Annotated in this window: 12 protein-coding genes, 2 rRNA genes and 1 riboswitch (1 of these 15 running past the window's edge); all 14 genes read right to left on the reverse strand. The window is 42.0% G+C overall.

Annotation, left to right across the window (positions count from 1 at the left end; genetic code table 11):
• Positions 1–43: 43 nt before the first annotated feature.
• Positions 44–1,570, reverse strand: a complete 1,527-nt coding sequence (gene purH / locus AC3WSO_RS21550) for a bifunctional phosphoribosylaminoimidazolecarboxamide formyltransferase/IMP cyclohydrolase (protein ID WP_492533544.1) — start codon at positions 1,568–1,570, stop codon at positions 44–46.
• Between the two features lie 108 nt (positions 1,571–1,678).
• Positions 1,679–2,248, reverse strand: coding sequence for a phosphoribosylglycinamide formyltransferase (purN, locus tag AC3WSO_RS21555; RefSeq protein ID WP_492533546.1), 570 nt, complete (start codon positions 2,246–2,248; stop codon positions 1,679–1,681).
• Positions 2,248–3,303: a phosphoribosylformylglycinamidine cyclo-ligase gene (gene purM, locus AC3WSO_RS21560; RefSeq protein WP_492533548.1), complete on the reverse strand. Its 1,056-nt coding sequence runs from the start codon at positions 3,301–3,303 to the stop codon at positions 2,248–2,250. The genes purN and purM overlap by 1 nt, the downstream gene beginning before the upstream one ends.
• A gap of 67 nt (positions 3,304–3,370) precedes the next feature.
• Positions 3,371–4,795: an amidophosphoribosyltransferase gene (purF, locus tag AC3WSO_RS21565; RefSeq protein WP_386829760.1), complete on the reverse strand. Its 1,425-nt coding sequence runs from the start codon at positions 4,793–4,795 to the stop codon at positions 3,371–3,373.
• Positions 4,771–7,005 carry a phosphoribosylformylglycinamidine synthase subunit PurL gene (gene purL / locus AC3WSO_RS21570; RefSeq protein ID WP_492533549.1) on the reverse strand — a complete coding sequence of 745 codons (2,235 nt, stop codon included), beginning with the start codon at positions 7,003–7,005 and terminating at the stop codon, positions 4,771–4,773. Before purL ends, purF begins: the two co-directional genes overlap by 25 nt.
• Entirely contained in the window at positions 6,992–7,675 is a 684-nt protein-coding gene (purQ, locus tag AC3WSO_RS21575) for a phosphoribosylformylglycinamidine synthase subunit PurQ (protein WP_492533550.1), read from the reverse strand. Before purQ ends, purL begins: the two co-directional genes overlap by 14 nt.
• Before the next feature lie 2 nt (positions 7,676–7,677).
• A complete protein-coding gene (purS, locus tag AC3WSO_RS21580; protein WP_079562648.1) occupies positions 7,678–7,926 on the reverse strand; it encodes a phosphoribosylformylglycinamidine synthase subunit PurS in 249 nt (82 codons plus the stop codon).
• A gap of 2 nt (positions 7,927–7,928) precedes the next feature.
• Entirely contained in the window at positions 7,929–8,639 is a 711-nt protein-coding gene (gene purC / locus AC3WSO_RS21585; RefSeq protein WP_492533551.1) for a phosphoribosylaminoimidazolesuccinocarboxamide synthase, read from the reverse strand.
• Between the two features lie 216 nt (positions 8,640–8,855).
• Positions 8,856–10,151, reverse strand: coding sequence for an adenylosuccinate lyase (purB, locus tag AC3WSO_RS21590; protein ID WP_492533552.1), 1,296 nt, complete (start codon positions 10,149–10,151; stop codon positions 8,856–8,858).
• Between the two features lie 13 nt (positions 10,152–10,164).
• A complete protein-coding gene (gene purK / locus AC3WSO_RS21595) occupies positions 10,165–11,289 on the reverse strand; it encodes a 5-(carboxyamino)imidazole ribonucleotide synthase (RefSeq protein WP_492533553.1) in 1,125 nt (374 codons plus the stop codon).
• On the reverse strand, positions 11,286–11,774 hold the full coding sequence (gene purE / locus AC3WSO_RS21600) for a 5-(carboxyamino)imidazole ribonucleotide mutase (RefSeq protein ID WP_492533555.1): 489 nt from the start codon (positions 11,772–11,774) through the stop codon (positions 11,286–11,288). Before purE ends, purK begins: the two co-directional genes overlap by 4 nt.
• Positions 11,775–11,963: 189 nt before the next feature.
• A riboswitch (purine riboswitch) is annotated at positions 11,964–12,062 on the reverse strand.
• A 93-nt stretch (positions 12,063–12,155) separates the two neighbouring features.
• The gene (locus AC3WSO_RS21605; protein WP_476427856.1) at positions 12,156–12,350 is read right to left on the reverse strand and encodes an NETI motif-containing protein; all 195 of its coding nucleotides are present in this window, start codon (positions 12,348–12,350) and stop codon (positions 12,156–12,158) included.
• 821 nt (positions 12,351–13,171) lie between these two features.
• A 5S ribosomal RNA gene (gene rrf / locus AC3WSO_RS21610) occupies positions 13,172–13,287 on the reverse strand.
• Between the two features lie 186 nt (positions 13,288–13,473).
• Positions 13,474–15,579, reverse strand: a 23S ribosomal RNA gene (locus AC3WSO_RS21615); it runs 822 nt beyond the window's last position.

Below are 15,579 nucleotides of genomic sequence, written 5' to 3' on the forward strand. Positions count from 1 at the left end.
CGAGATGAACCAACATCTCGGTCTAGTTTTTAACATGTTCTGATTAGTGTTTGAAATGACGTACGCCAGTGAATACCATTGCAATGCCGTATTCATTTGCTTTATCGATTGAATCTTGATCTTTGATAGAGCCGCCTGGTTGAATAATGGCTGTAATACCAGCCGCTGCAGCTGCTTCTACAGTATCACTCATTGGGAAAAATGCATCTGATGCTAGCGCTGCACCTTTTGCTTTTTCGCCAGCTTGTTCAAATGCGATTTTAGCTGCTCCAACACGGTTCATTTGGCCAGCGCCAACACCCAGTGTCATTTGAGAATCTGTAACGACGATAGCATTAGATTTAACATGCTTCACAACTGCCCAGCCTAGTTGTAATGCCTCCCATTCTTGTGCTGTCGGTTCACGGTCTGTGACAACTTTAATATCTGCATTAGAAAAGCCATAGCGATCTGGTTCTTGTACAAGAAGGCCGCCTTCAACTGATACAACATTGAATTTGTCTTGTTTTGCTTGCTCGAAAGGAATTATTAATAAACGAATATTTTTCTTCTTCGTTAAAATATCAAGTGCTTCTTGAGAGAATGCTGGTGCAATAATAATTTCTAAAAATATATGGCTTAATTTTTCAGCAGTTGCTGCATCAACTTCCATATTTAAAGCAATAATGCCACCAAAAATAGACGTTGAATCTGCTTCATATGCTTTATCAAACGCTTCTTCTAATGTTGCGCCAGTTCCAACACCACAAGGATTCATGTGCTTTACAGCTACAGCAGCAGGCATTTCAAACTCTTTCACAATTTGCAATGCTGCATTCCCGTCCTGAATATTGTTGTATGATAACTCTTTACCATGCAATTGCGTTGCATAAGCTAATGAAAAATCAGAACCTAGACGTTTTTGATAGAACGCTGCTTTTTGATGAGGATTTTCACCATAGCGTAAGTTTTGTTTTAATTCATATGTCATTGTTAAGCTCTCTGGGAACTCTTCTTCTGTTAAGTGGTTTGATATATATGAATCATAAGCGGCTGTGTGACGGAAAACTTTTGCAGCTAATTTACGACGTGTTTCAATAGTCGTTGCACCATTAGCTTTCAGTTCCTCTAATACGTTCGCATAGTCATTGCTATCCACAATTACTGTTACATATTGATGGTTTTTTGCTGCAGAACGTAACATTGTTGGACCACCGATATCAATATTTTCGATCGCATCATCCCATGTTACATTAGGCTTTGAAATTGTTTCAACAAACGGGTAAAGATTGACACAAACAATCTCGATTGGCTCAATTCCATGCTCATTCATTTGTGCTTGATGAGAAGCATCGTCAAATTTTCCTAATAGTCCACCGTGAATCATTGGATTTAAAGTTTTTACACGGCCATCTAAAATTTCTGGAAATTTAGTTACTTCATCTACTGCTGTTACGGCAACATTATTGTCTTGTAACATTTTTTTCGTACCACCAGTTGATAAAATTTCATAACCTAATGCTACTAGTTCTTTTGCAAATTCTAAAATACCATCTTTATTGGAAACACTGATTAATGCACGTTTTGTCACAACGAAATCCTCCTAATTTTATCGTGTTAGCCACGAATATGTCTTGCTATTATTGGTCGGACAGAGTTAGGTTTTAATCAGGCAATACCTAACTCTCTCATCAATCTATTACTTTAATAGTTGCTCTAAAGCTTTTGTATAGAGTACATGCTCTTTTTGATGAATTGCCGCTTCTGTTGCCTCACGGTCACCTTCAACGACTTGAACTGCCGCTTGTGCAATAATAGGCCCTGTATCCATACCTTCATCTACAAAATGGACTGTTACCCCAGTTATCTTGACTCCGTGTTCCATCGCTTGACCAATGGCATCTTTACCTGGGAAGGCCGGTAATAGTGAAGGATGAATATTCACAATGCGCTGTGGGTAGGCAGATAGCAATACTTCACTAATTAAGCGCATATAACCTGCAAGCACAATCCATTCTACATGACGTTCGTGAAGAGCCTCGATAATAGCAGTTTCGTAATCTGCTTTTGATGAAAACTCTTTCGGACTTAAAGCTAGCACTGGAATACTATAGTTTTCAGCACGTGTCACTACAAATGCGCTAGGCTTGTCTGTCACAACAAGTTCAATCTTTGCATGTAGTTCGCCACGTTCAATGGCCTCTTGAATAGCTTGAAAGTTACTGCCGCTACCTGAAGCAAAAACGGCAATTTTAGTCGGTGCAATCATTACACTAAACTCCCATCATGTGAGCCATTGAATACAACACCTTCGCCTTTCACAACGCGACCAATTTTGTATGCTTTTTCACCATTTGCCTCTACTGTAGCAAGCACTTTATCTACTTCAGCTGCAGGTACAGCTAACACGAAGCCAATGCCCATGTTAAAGACATTATATAAATCCTTGTCCTCTAACTGTCCTTTTTCTTTTAAAAACTCAAAAATACGTAAGACTGGCCAAGAACCTAAGTCAATTTCAGTTGCTAAACCTTCTGGCATCATACGTGGTAGGTTTTCATAAAAGCCACCGCCCGTTACATGGGCACAACCATGAACGTCTGCTACTTTTAAAGATGCAAGTACAGGTTTCGCATATAATTTTGTTGGCACTAACAAGGCTTCCCCAATAGGACCAAGATCCTCGTAGCCATCCACAATCGAATCAACAGCGTACTGATTATCCGCAAAGACAATTTTTCGCACTAATGAGTAACCGTTTGAATGCACCCCACTTGAAGCAATACCAACAAGTACGTCACCCTCTACGATTTTCTCACCCGTTACGATGGCTGATTTTTCACAGGCTCCTACTGCAAAACCAGCTAAATCATACTCATCTTCTTCGTAAAGACCTGGCATCTCTGCAGTTTCACCACCGATTAATGCCGCACCAGATTGCACACAGCCATCTGCAACGCCTTTTACAATTTGCTCAATTTTCGCTGGCTCTGCCTTGCCAAGGGCTACATAATCTAAAAAGTACAATGGTTCTGCACCTTGCGCTACGATATCATTGACACACATCGCTACACAGTCCACACCAATTGTATCGTGCTTGTCCACCATAAACGCTAGCTTTAGCTTTGTCCCAACACCATCTGTACCTGAAATAAGAACAGGTTCCTTAAGATTTAGTTCTGACAAGTCAAACATACCACCAAAACCACCGAACGTGCCCATCACACCTAGACGGTTTGTACGTTCAACATGAGACTTCATTCGTTTTACGGCTTCGTAGCCTGCTTCAATATTTACACCTGCTTGTTCATATGCTTTTGACACGCAGAGTTCCTCCTTATCACCCAAATCTAGATCAGTCATCATTGCTAGATGTATTTAGATGTTTTTCTTAACGTAATAGTTCTTTTTCATGCGGTAAGATTGTATCTGGGAAAATTTCTGTTGGATATTTACCTGTAAAGCATGCTAGGCATAATCCGCGGTTTTCATCTTCATAAGGTCTTGCAATCGTCTCCACCATGCCCTCAACGGAAAGGAATGTTAGTGAATCGGCTCCGATAGTTTCACGGATTTCATCTACATTGTGGCTAGAGGCAATCAATTCCTCATGTGTTGAAGTATCGATGCCATAATAGCAAGGATCCGTCATCGGTGGCGAAGAAATCACAACATGAACTTCTGCTGCCCCTGCATCTTTTAACATTTTTACAATACGACGTGAAGTTGTACCACGAACAATCGAATCGTCCACCATCACTACTCGTTTACCTTTTACAACTTGAACAACTGGAGAAAGCTTCATTTTCACACCGCGTTCACGTAATTCCTGTGTCGGTTGGATAAATGTACGGCCTACATAACGATTTTTAATAAGACCTAGTTCATATGGAATTCCACTTTCCTCTGCAAAGCCGATTGCTGCTGAAATACTTGAGTCTGGAACACCTGTAACAACATCAGCTTCAATATGTGCACATTCACGAGCAAGCTGTTTTCCCATACGTTTACGCGCCATGTGGACGTTAATACCATCAATATCAGAATCAGGACGCGCTAAATATACGTACTCCATCGCGCACATTGCACGTTTATCCATCTCTACAAAACGATCAGATTTTACACCTTCATCGTTAATAATTAATAACTCACCAGGTTCAACAGAGCGAACAAATTCTGCACCTATTAAATCAAATGCACAAGTTTCAGAGGCTACAACCCAACCATCTCCTAGCTTTCCAAGAGATAATGGACGTAAACCATGTGGATCACGTGCGACAAGCATTTCATCTTTAGTCATAATTAAGAACGAGTAAGCACCCTTTAATAATGAAAGGGCATTTTTCACCTTTGCACGGAATGGCGAAAGCGAGCTTTTCTTAATAAGATGCCCAAGCACTTCAGTATCGGAACTAGAGTGGAAAATACTCCCTTGGCGCTCTAAATACTGTTTTAAGTGCGTTGCATTGACTAAATTACCGTTATGAGCAATTGAAAGGCTACCAGTTGACGAGTGGAATAATAACGGCTGTACATTTTCAATACCGCCACCTCCAGCAGTCGTATAACGGACATGGGCAATTGCTGCTTTTCCGTCCACTGCCTTTAATTTGTCTTCGTTGAAAACATCATTAACCAGTCCTTCGCCTTTCACCGCGCGAAGATGCTGACCGTCAGAAACGACGATCCCAGCGCCTTCTTGGCCACGGTGTTGAAGAGCATGAAGCCCGTAATAACTAAGGTGTGCTGGATTCGGGTTACCCCAAATACCAAACACCCCACATTCTTCGTTTAAGCCTCTGAGTTCAGCAAGCATGGGATTGCTCCTTTCCAATTAGAACGGAATTCCTCCACTGTACCTTCTACAAGCACACCGTTGTCACCGTTGATTTTAACAAGCGCATCGTTTGTTACGACACCGATTTTCTTTGCGTCTTTTACAATTTCTACAAATGCAGATGCATTTTCTTCTTTCACTGTTACAACGAAACGAGATTGTGTTTCACTGAATAATGCTGTTGTAGCAGAGCCTATTAATGTCACATCAAGACCTAAGTCATTAGCGCCAAATGTTGTTTCAGCTAGCGCCACTGCAAGACCACCTTCTGCTACATCATGTGCAGATTGTACAATTCCTGCTTTAATTGCTTTAAGTAATGCTTGTTGACGGGCAGCTTCAATCTGTAGGTCAATCGCTGGTGCTTTCCCTGAAATAACCCCATCATTTAACAACTTTTGAAGCTCCGAACCACCGAATTCAGTTTTTGTATCGCCGATTACAAATACTACATCACCAGCAGCTTTTACTTCTTGAGTTGTCACATGTGCTAAATCGTCAATTAGGCCAACCATACCGATTGTTGGTGTTGGGTAAACCGCTTCACCAGAACGTTCGTTATAAAGAGACACGTTACCACCGATTACTGGTGCATTCAGTGCTGTACAAGCAGCTGAAATACCATCAGCTGATTTTTCAATTTGCCAAAAGATTTCTGGTTTCTCAGGATTGCCGAAGTTCAAGCAGTCAGTAATCGCTAATGGTGTACCACCAGTTGCTACAATATTACGAGCCGCCTCAGCTACAGCAATGGCACCACCTACTTCAGGATCTAGGAAAATATAACGAGAGTTACAGTCTGTAGTCATCGCTAATCCTTTGTTCGTACCGCGAACACGGATAACGGCTGCATCAGAACCTGGAGCAACGACTGTTGATGTACGAACTTGATAATCATATTGATCGTAAACCCACTCTTTTGAAGCAACTGTTGGTGCTTGTAAAAGTGCATTTAATGTTTCTTTGTAATCTGTTACCGCTGGTTCTGCGTTTTCCATCGCTTGGAACTCTGCATAGTAAGCAGGCTCTGCAGATGGCTTATGATAAACTGGTGCATCTTCTGCAAGTGCATCAGCAGGTACTTCCGCTACAACTTCGCCATTATGTAAAAGGCGAAGCATTTTATCATCCGTCACGCGACCAATTGCCACAGCGTCTAAATCATATTTATCGAAAATCGCTTTAATTTCATCTTCGCGACCTTTTTTCACAACAAGTAGCATACGCTCCTGAGATTCAGATAGCATCATTTCATATGCCGTCATACCTGTTTCACGTTGAGGTACTAAGTCTAAGTTCATTTCTACACCAGAGCCAGCCTTAGAAGCCATTTCTGCTGATGAAGAAGTAAGACCAGCAGCACCCATATCTTGAATACCTACTAGAGCGTCAGATTTTACAACTTCTAAACATGCTTCAAGTAAAAGTTTCTCCATAAATGGATCTCCTACTTGTACTGCCGGACGTTGGTTCTCAGATTCTTCTGTTAACTCCTCAGAGGCGAATGTTGCACCATGGATACCGTCACGACCTGTTTTAGCGCCAACATACATGACTGTATTCCCTACACCAGCCGCGATTCCACGTTGTATATCTTTGTGGTCAATTAAACCTACACACATTGCATTAACTAATGGATTGCCTTCATAGCAAGGATCGAATTGAATCTCGCCACCTACTGTAGGAATTCCGATACAGTTACCGTAACCTGCAATACCAGCAACGACTTCTTCAAATAAATATTTACCACGCGCTGACTTTAATTCGCCAAAGCGTAGTGAGTTCAGCATAGCAATTGGACGTGCCCCCATTGAGAAAACGTCACGGATAATACCACCAACACCTGTGGCAGCACCTTGATAAGGCTCGATTGCTGAAGGATGGTTATGCGATTCCATTTTAAATACAACTGCTTGTTCATCACCAATGTCTACGATACCAGCACCTTCACCTGGACCTTGTAAAACTTGTGGACCCTTCGTAGGGAATTTACGTAACACTGGTTTTGAATTTTTGTATGAGCAGTGCTCAGACCACATTACTGAGAAAAGACCTGTCTCTGTCCAGTTTGGTAGACGTCCAATAATACCTTCTACCATTGCAAATTCTTCGTCTGACATCCCCATACCAGCGTATAGCTTTTGTTCTTTAATTTGCTGTGCTGTTGGCTCAAACTTAGTTGTTGACATGATTTTCCCTCCACTGCTTCACAATTGATTTAAATACTGCTAGACCGTCTGCTCCGCCCACCAGTGCATCAACTGCTCGCTCTGGGTGAGGCATCATACCTAGTACATTGCCGCGCTCGTTTATAATCCCCGCGATATCTTCTAAAGAACCGTTTGGATTTTCGCCTGAGTATGTGAACACGATTTGATTGTTATCTTTTAATGCTTGTAAAGTTTCCTCGTCACAGTAGTAGTTACCTTCTCCGTGTGCGATTGGAATATTGATCATTTGACCTTGCTCATATTGATTTGTGAATAATGTATTATTGTTTTCAACTTTAAGCTGGATTGTGCGGCACATGAATTTCAAATTTTTGTTTCGAAGTAATGCACCTGGTAATAAACCTGCTTCAGTTAGGATTTGGAATCCATTACATACTCCTAATACCGGCTTACCAGCATCTGCTGCCTTCTTGACCTCTGCCATAATATTAGATTGATTGGCCATCGCACCACAGCGAAGGTAATCTCCGTATGAGAAGCCTCCCGGTACTAAAATACCATCAAAGCCACTTAAATCTGTTGCTGTATGCCATACATATTCTACTTCTTCACCTAGCTCGTCTTTAATCGCATGATACATATCGATATCACAGTTTGACCCAGGGAACACGAGTACTGCGAATTTCATGATTAATTAGCCTCCTCGACTTCGTAACGGTAGTCTTCGATTACAACGTTAGTTAAAACCTTTTCACACATTTCTTTTACTAGAGTATCAATATCACGTTCTGTATCTTTAATTGCTAGTTCAAGATATTTACCGATACGTAAATCTTCTACTTCAGCGTAACCCATTTTCACTAAAGAACCTTGTACAGCTGAACCTTGTGGATCAAGAATGCTCTCACGTAATGTTACGTAAATTTTAACTTTTTTCATTGTTATTTGCCTCCGAGTCTAGAAAGTATAATAGTATAAACTTCAGTTAAATTACCAAGGTCTCTACGAAAAACATCTTTGTCTAACTTTTGCTTTGTAGTTGCATCCCAAAGTCTGCATGTATCTGGTGATATTTCATCTGCCAGCAGTACATTTCCATCATTGTCACGTCCGAACTCTAATTTAAAGTCAATTAGTGTAACGTTGATATCTGCAAATATAGGTTGCATAACTTCGTTAACTGCAAGTGCCCCATCATAAATGGCTGTCACTTCCTCAGGTGTTGCAAGATCAAGTACGTCAATATGCTCCGTTGTAATGAGCGGATCGCCTAGTTCATCGTCTTTATAATAAAACTCAACGATTGGGCGTTTTAATGGTGAACCTTCCTCCAAGCCAAGACGTTTCGCTAAGCTACCTGCTACTATATTACGAACTACGACCTCTATTGGAATAATATCTACCTTTTTTACAAGCTGCTGCGTATCAGATAATTGTTTTACGAAATGTGACGCAATTCCGTTAGCTTGCAATTTTTCGAAAATTAGAGAGGTAATGCGATTATTTAATATGCCTTTACCTTCAATTTCTTCTTTTTTCTCACCATTAAATGCTGTTGCACTATTCTTGTATTCAACGAGTAACACATCTGGTTCCTCTGTTGTATACAATTTTTTTGCTTTACCTTCATACAAAAGTTGACCTGTAGTCATTTCGTTACTCCCCCTGATATTATGAAATACACACGTATTGTTCAGAATTGAATCGTACGTATACGATTCAATTCTGTAACATCCGCTAGTGGCTCTACTCTATCAATTTCGCCTTGGCGTAATTGCGTCCGGATTTTGAATTGTCTGGCACAATTCAAAATTCGTGACATCCGCCGGAGGCATTATCTTCATTCAGTTGCTGAATGAAGATAAATGTTAGTTAAGTCCAAGACGCTCAAAAATCATATCTACATGCTGTAAATGGTAGTTGTAGTCGAAGCACTCATCTAGCTCTTCTTTCGTTAAATACGATGTAATTTTTTCACTTGCATCGACCAACGTACGGAACTGAACTTGCTCATCCCACGCCTGCATCGCTAAAGGTTGTACTGTATCATACGCTTCCTCACGCACTAACCCTTTATCGATAAGTGCTAATAAGATGCGTTGAGAGTAAATTAGACCAAAAGTGCGACCCATATTACGTTTCATATTTTCAGGGAATACTGTTAAGTTTTTCACAATGTTACCGAAGCGATTTAACATATAGTTAAGTGTAATTGTTGCATCCGGTAAAATAACACGCTCTGCAGATGAATGTGAAATATCACGCTCATGCCATAATGCTACGTTTTCATAAGCAGTTAGCATATAGCCACGCATTAAACGTGACATACCAACCATGTTTTCAGATCCGATTGGATTACGTTTATGAGGCATCGCTGACGAGCCTTTTTGTCCTTTTGCAAATCCTTCCTCAACTTCACGTGTTTCAGATTTTTGCAAGCCGCGAATCTCTGTTGCAAATTTCTCTATTGATGTTGCGATTAATGCCAACGCCCCAAAATACTGTGCATGGCGATCACGTTGTAATGTTTGTGTTGAAATAGGTGATGCTGTAAGTCCTAATTTATCGCATACATATTGCTCAACTCGAGGATCGATATTGGCATATGTTCCAACTGCACCGGACATTTTTCCTGTTTCAATTACCTTTGCTGCTGCTTCAAAGCGCTCTAAGTTACGCTTCATTTCTTCATACCATAAAGCTAATTTTAAACCGAAAGTTGTTGGCTCAGCATGAACACCGTGTGTACGTCCCATCATGACAGTATGCTTATACTCTTTCGCTTTCGCTGCGATAATGTCAATGAAATTCATGATGTCTTTACGTAAAATATCATTCGCTTGTTTAATTAAAAAAGAAAGGGCTGTATCAACTACGTCCGTTGAAGTTAAACCATAGTGCACCCATTTTCGCTCTTCGCCAAGTGTTTCAGATACGGCACGAGTGAATGCTACAACATCATGACGTGTTTCTTTTTCAATCTCTAAAATACGATCCACATCAAATGAAGCATTTTCACGTATTTTAGCTACATCTTCTTTTGGAATGTCGCCTAATTCTGCCCAAGCCTCACATGCTAAAATTTCAACTTCTAGCCAAGCTTGATATTTATTTTGTTCTGTCCAAATTGCGCCCATTTCGGGTCTTGTGTAACGTTCGATCATTGCGTTTCTCCTTCTATTCTGGCCAAATGCCAGAACTCTCGATTTGTTGTAGTGTTTCTTCTAAGTTTTTCGTCATAATCGTTACGTGGCCCATCTTACGGTTCACCTTAGCTTCATCTTTCCCATAAAGATGTATAGACCATTCAGGATATTTAGCAATTGAGTTACTAAGTGGCATGACATGCTGCCCTAAAACATTTATCATAATTGATGGTGCCCAAAGTTGTGGTTTACGTAATGGCCAACCACAAATAGCACGTATATGCTGATGGAACTGTGAAACATTACATGCTTCTATTGAATAGTGACCTGAATTATGAGGTCTTGGTGCTAATTCATTAATAACAATTCCACCATCTTCTAATACAAACATTTCTACTGCTAATGTACCCACTAAATTTAAGTAATCAGCAATTTTCAAAGCTTCGAGCTCTGCAGCCCGTGCTGTTTCCTCTTTTATACGAGCTGGCACAATCGTTTCGTGTAAAATATGATGAACATGAATATTTTCTCCAACTGGTTGACAATATGATTCACCATTACCGTTTCTTTGAACAATGACAGACACCTCTTTAACGAAAGGTACAAATCCCTCAACAATACATTGTGAATGAGAGAAAAGCCCCTTTGCTAACGATAGGTCTTCTGCAGATTTTAAAAGCTGCTGCCCCTTGCCATCGTAACCACCTCTTGCTGTTTTGACTATACAAGGATAACTAATCCTATCGATATTGGCTAGTAATTCTTCATATGTATTTACAACCAAATAAGGGGCTACCGGACAACCTGCGTTCATAATCGCTTCTTTCTCAGTCACACGGTTTTGTGTAATGCGTACTAGCTCTGCTCCTTGTGGAACGTAAGCCATTTGTGTTAAACGTTTTAAGCCATCATAATCGATGTTTTCAAACTCATACGTTATAACGTCACTTACCTCAGCAAGTTCTTCTAAAGCTGCTTCATCATCATATGGTGCTACAATACGAACATCCGCAACCTGTCCACATGGTGAATCCATTAATGGTTCAAGAACAGCAACTTTAAAGCCTGCCTCTTTTGCAGCAAGTGCCATCATACGACCAAGTTGCCCTCCTCCGATAATGCCTATCGTCTGCCCTGGATAAATGATCTTTGTCACACTAAGTCACCTGTGCTTTCCAGTACTTTTTGCTTCGTGGCTTCACGTCTAGCATCTAGTTGATTAGCAAGCAGTGCATCTGTTGTCGATAAAATTTGCGCTGCAAGCAAGCCTGCATTCGTCGCTCCTGCTTTGCCAATCGCTACTGTTGCTACAGGTACACCTCCAGGCATTTGAGCGATTGATAATAGTGAATCAAGACCGTTAAGAGCACGAGATTGCACAGGTACTCCGATTACCGGTAACGTTGTTTTAGCTGCTACCATTCCTGGTAAATGTGCAGCTCCACCTGCACCAGCGATAATTACTTGAATTCCTCGCTCACGTGCTGATTCTGCATACTCAAACATTAAGTCAGGAGTACGATGTGCAGACACTACCTTTTTCTCGTACGGTACTTGTAATTCATCTAAAATATCACATGCATGTTTCATTGTTTCCCAGTCACTTGAACTCCCCATAATGACACCGATTTTCGGATTCATGATTGTCGCTCCTTTTTAACGTTAGAAAAATGATCAAATATTATATAGCTACATTCTTTTCTTTTTATAACAAAGAAAATCCTCAAATAAACTACTCCCTACCATACACGTGAAAGCAGCTTACTTGAGGACTTATTATGAAAAGAATATGAAAATGTACATTTCTGCACATAAACCTTCCCGTAACATGCCAAAAGTGCTTTCCCGCATAGTCCGGCATTTACGGTGCCGGGTAGAGACACTAGAGCCAATCCTCTAGCATATATGTGGGATTTATTTGTTTTTCCTTCTCACATTTTAACAAGTCATTCCCCTATCGTCAATACAAAAATACGAACAATTTATTTTAGGCATTTATAAACGTTCGGATTTTAGTCAAAATCACTCAAAATCTTGGCAGTTCATCGCTTTAAATTGTATTTTTTGACGCAAATACGTTGGTTCTCCATTGACTAAGTGAAAAATAGGTTCTTCTTTTCTTCCCACTGCCATATAGCCATCTTGACGCATTCTTTCCAAACAATCTTCAATTGACTCATTTTCTTCTACTTCATACCAAATTTGTTTTTTTCCCAAATCTTTCTTCCTTTCGATCTTGTATCCAATAATTTTTTACTCTTATGAGTTTCATTATACCTTTAGTTTGCCCCATTAGTATGTTTGATTTGTTAATAAAATGCTCTTCACCCTAACGTTAGATCGATTTCCATTCTGTTAGGCACTTTCCTGTTGGTATCCAATGAGCGGCTTGTGCCAGTAGATGTGCGCAGTAACGACGTGATGTTGGTCACGAAGGCGTCCTCACAGGACAAGATAGGCTCAACCTTCGTTTCCCTTCTAGCTCTCTACAGGGACTCGTCTGTGACGCTATTTTGTAAGGAGCCGAACACCTCCACATTAACTACTTGGTAATGGTATACGTTTAATAAATGCCATTCTTATTTTTGGGTGATCTGTGCTTTACAGTTACTATTTCAAGAAAAATTAAAAGAACTGCAGAGACAAAATCTGCAGTTCTTTATTAAGGTTTTGAAACCCCAGTACGTATACACCTAAGAAAAGGAACAATAAAAAAATATTAAGCACAATAAGAACTCTACGAATAGTAGCTTTAAAGCCAAAAATTGCACTAATTATTCCTAGTCCTCCTATTTATAAACAATTTTCAACTACATAATTTGCTAGTAAAACTCGCCCTACTTCATTCGTAGCTTCCTCCAGAAACACTACACAGACAGTCTGATATGACAGTTTTCTCGGCAGGAGTGACGGACCATTATAGTCATTTCTCAACGTATAGTATACAACCTAATTCATTATGTGAATTCTATCTTTAAATAATTTTATCTTTTTATAAAACAAAAAAGCCGAGGAATATATCCTCGACTTTTCCAAGTGCCTAGCGACGTCCTACTCTCACAGGGGGAAGCCCCCAACTACCATCGGCGCTAAAGAGCTTAACTTCCGTGTTCGGTATGGGAACGGGTGTGACCTCTTTGCCATCATCACTAGACTATTTTCGGCTTTCAATATACGTCGCATTTCTTCGTCAGCTTCAGTCGTTCAGTCAGTCACGTACTTAAGTACGCTCCTTCCCTCTCTCCATCGCTTCCTCGAACTACTCGTATCTTGAAACCCTATATGAAAAAAATTGTTCTTTCAAAACTGGATAAACGGTTCATTGAATGTTTCAAACATGTTGGTTAAGTCCTCGATCGATTAGTATTCGTCAGCTCCATGTGTCACCACACTTCCACCTCGAACCTATCTACCTCATCGTCTTTGAGGGATCTTACTTACTTGCGTAATGGGAAATCTCATCTTGAGGGGGGCTTCATGCTTAGATGCTTTCAGCACTTATCCCGTCCACACATAGCTACCCAGCGATGCCTTTGGCAAGACAACTGGTACACCAGCGGTGTGTCCATCCCGGTCCTCTCGTACTAAGGACAGCTCCTCTCAAATTTCCTACGCCCACGACGGATAGGGACCGAACTGTCTCACGACGTTCTGAACCCAGCTCGCGTACCGCTTTAATGGGCGAACAGCCCAACCCTTGGGACCGACTACAGCCCCAGGATGCGATGAGCCGACATCGAGGTGCCAAACCTCCCCGTCGATGTGGACTCTTGGGGGAGATAAGCCTGTTATCCCCGGGGTAGCTTTTATCCGTTGAGCGATGGCCCTTCCATGCGGAACCACCGGATCACTAAGCCCGTCTTTCGACCCTGCTCGACTTGTAGGTCTCGCAGTCAAGCTCCCTTGTGCCTTTACACTCTACGAATGATTTCCAACCATTCTGAGGGAACCTTTGGGCGCCTCCGTTACCTTTTAGGAGGCGACCGCCCCAGTCAAACTGTCCGCCTGACACTGTCTCCTGCCCCGCTAAGGGGCATGGGTTAGAATTTCAATACAACCAGGGTAGTATCCCACCGACGCCTCCTTCGAAGCTGGCGCTCCGAAATCTCTGGCTCCTACCTATCCTGTACAAGTTGTACCAAAATTCAATATCAGGCTACAGTAAAGCTCCACGGGGTCTTTCCGTCCTGTCGCGGGTAACCTGCATCTTCACAGGTACTATAATTTCACCGAGTCTCTCGTTGAGACAGTGCCCAGATCGTTACGCCTTTCGTGCGGGTCGGAACTTACCCGACAAGGAATTTCGCTACCTTAGGACCGTTATAGTTACGGCCGCCGTTTACTGGGGCTTCAATTCGCAGCTTCGCTTGCGCTAACCACTCCTCTTAACCTTCCAGCACCGGGCAGGCGTCAGCCCCTATACGTCACCTTACGGTTTTGCAGAGACCTGTGTTTTTGCTAAACAGTCGCCTGGGCCTATTCACTGCGGCTCTCATGCGCTTGCACGCTCAAGAGCACCCCTTCTCCCGAAGTTACGGGGTCATTTTGCCGAGTTCCTTAACGAGAGTTCTCTCGCACACCTTAGGATTCTCTCCTCGACTACCTGTGTCGGTTTGCGGTACGGGCACCTCTCACCTCGATAGAGGCTTTTCTTGGCAGTGTGAAATCAGGAACTTCGTCCATACGGACTCGCCATCACAGCTCAACGTTACAGTGTGCGGATTTGCCTACACACACGCCTTACTGCTTGGACGCGCATATCCAACAGCGCGCTTACCCTATCCTACTGCGTCCCCCCATTTCTCAAACGGTGAGGAGGTGGTACAGGAATATCAACCTGTTGTCCATCGCCTACGCCTATCGGCCTCGGCTTAGGTCCCGACTAACCCTGAGCGGACGAGCCTTCCTCAGGAAACCTTAGTCATACGGTGGACGGGATTCTCACCCGTCTTTCGCTACTCATACCGGCATTCTCACTTCTAAGCGCTCCACCAGTCCTTCCGATCTGACTTCAACGCACTTAGAACGCTCTCCTACCACTGACATCGTAGATGTCAATCCACAGCTTCGGTGAATCGTTTAGCCCCGATACATTTTCGGCGCAGCGTCACTCGACCAGTGAGCTATTACGCACTCTTTAAATGATGGCTGCTTCTAAGCCAACATCCTGGTTGTCTGTGCAACGCCACATCCTTTTCCACTTAACGATTACTTTGGGACCTTAGCTGGTGGTCTGGGCTGTTTCCCTTTTGACTACGGATCTTATCACTCGCAGTCTGACTCCCGTGTATAAATATCTGGCATTCGGAGTTTGTCTGAATTCGGTAAACCGGGATGGCCCCCTAGTCCAAACAGTGCTCTACCTCCAGTATTCTCATCACGAGGCTAGCCCTAAAGCTATTTCGGAGAGAACCAGCTATCTCCAAGTTCGATTGGAATTTCTCCG

It is taken from the genome of Lysinibacillus sp. EB106-09-02-XG168, from assembly GCF_058791475.1.

Excerpts from the sequence above, each read along its gene's own strand:
- purN (WP_492533546.1), bottom strand. The coding sequence starts at position 2,248 with ATGATTGCACCGACTAAAATTGCCGTTTTTGCTTCAGGTAGCGGCAGT.
- purF (WP_386829760.1), bottom strand. The coding sequence starts at position 4,795 with ATGCTTGCTGAACTCAGAGGCTTAAACGAAGAATGTGGGGTGTTTGGT.
- purL (WP_492533549.1), bottom strand. The coding sequence starts at position 7,005 with ATGTCAACAACTAAGTTTGAGCCAACAGCACAGCAAATTAAAGAACAA.
- purQ (WP_492533550.1), bottom strand. The coding sequence starts at position 7,675 with ATGAAATTCGCAGTACTCGTGTTCCCTGGGTCAAACTGTGATATCGAT.
- purS (WP_079562648.1), bottom strand. The coding sequence starts at position 7,926 with ATGAAAAAAGTTAAAATTTACGTAACATTACGTGAGAGCATTCTTGAT.
- purC (WP_492533551.1), bottom strand. The coding sequence starts at position 8,639 with ATGACTACAGGTCAACTTTTGTATGAAGGTAAAGCAAAAAAATTGTAT.
- purB (WP_492533552.1), bottom strand. The coding sequence starts at position 10,151 with ATGATCGAACGTTACACAAGACCCGAAATGGGCGCAATTTGGACAGAA.
- purE (WP_492533555.1), bottom strand. The coding sequence starts at position 11,774 with ATGAATCCGAAAATCGGTGTCATTATGGGGAGTTCAAGTGACTGGGAA.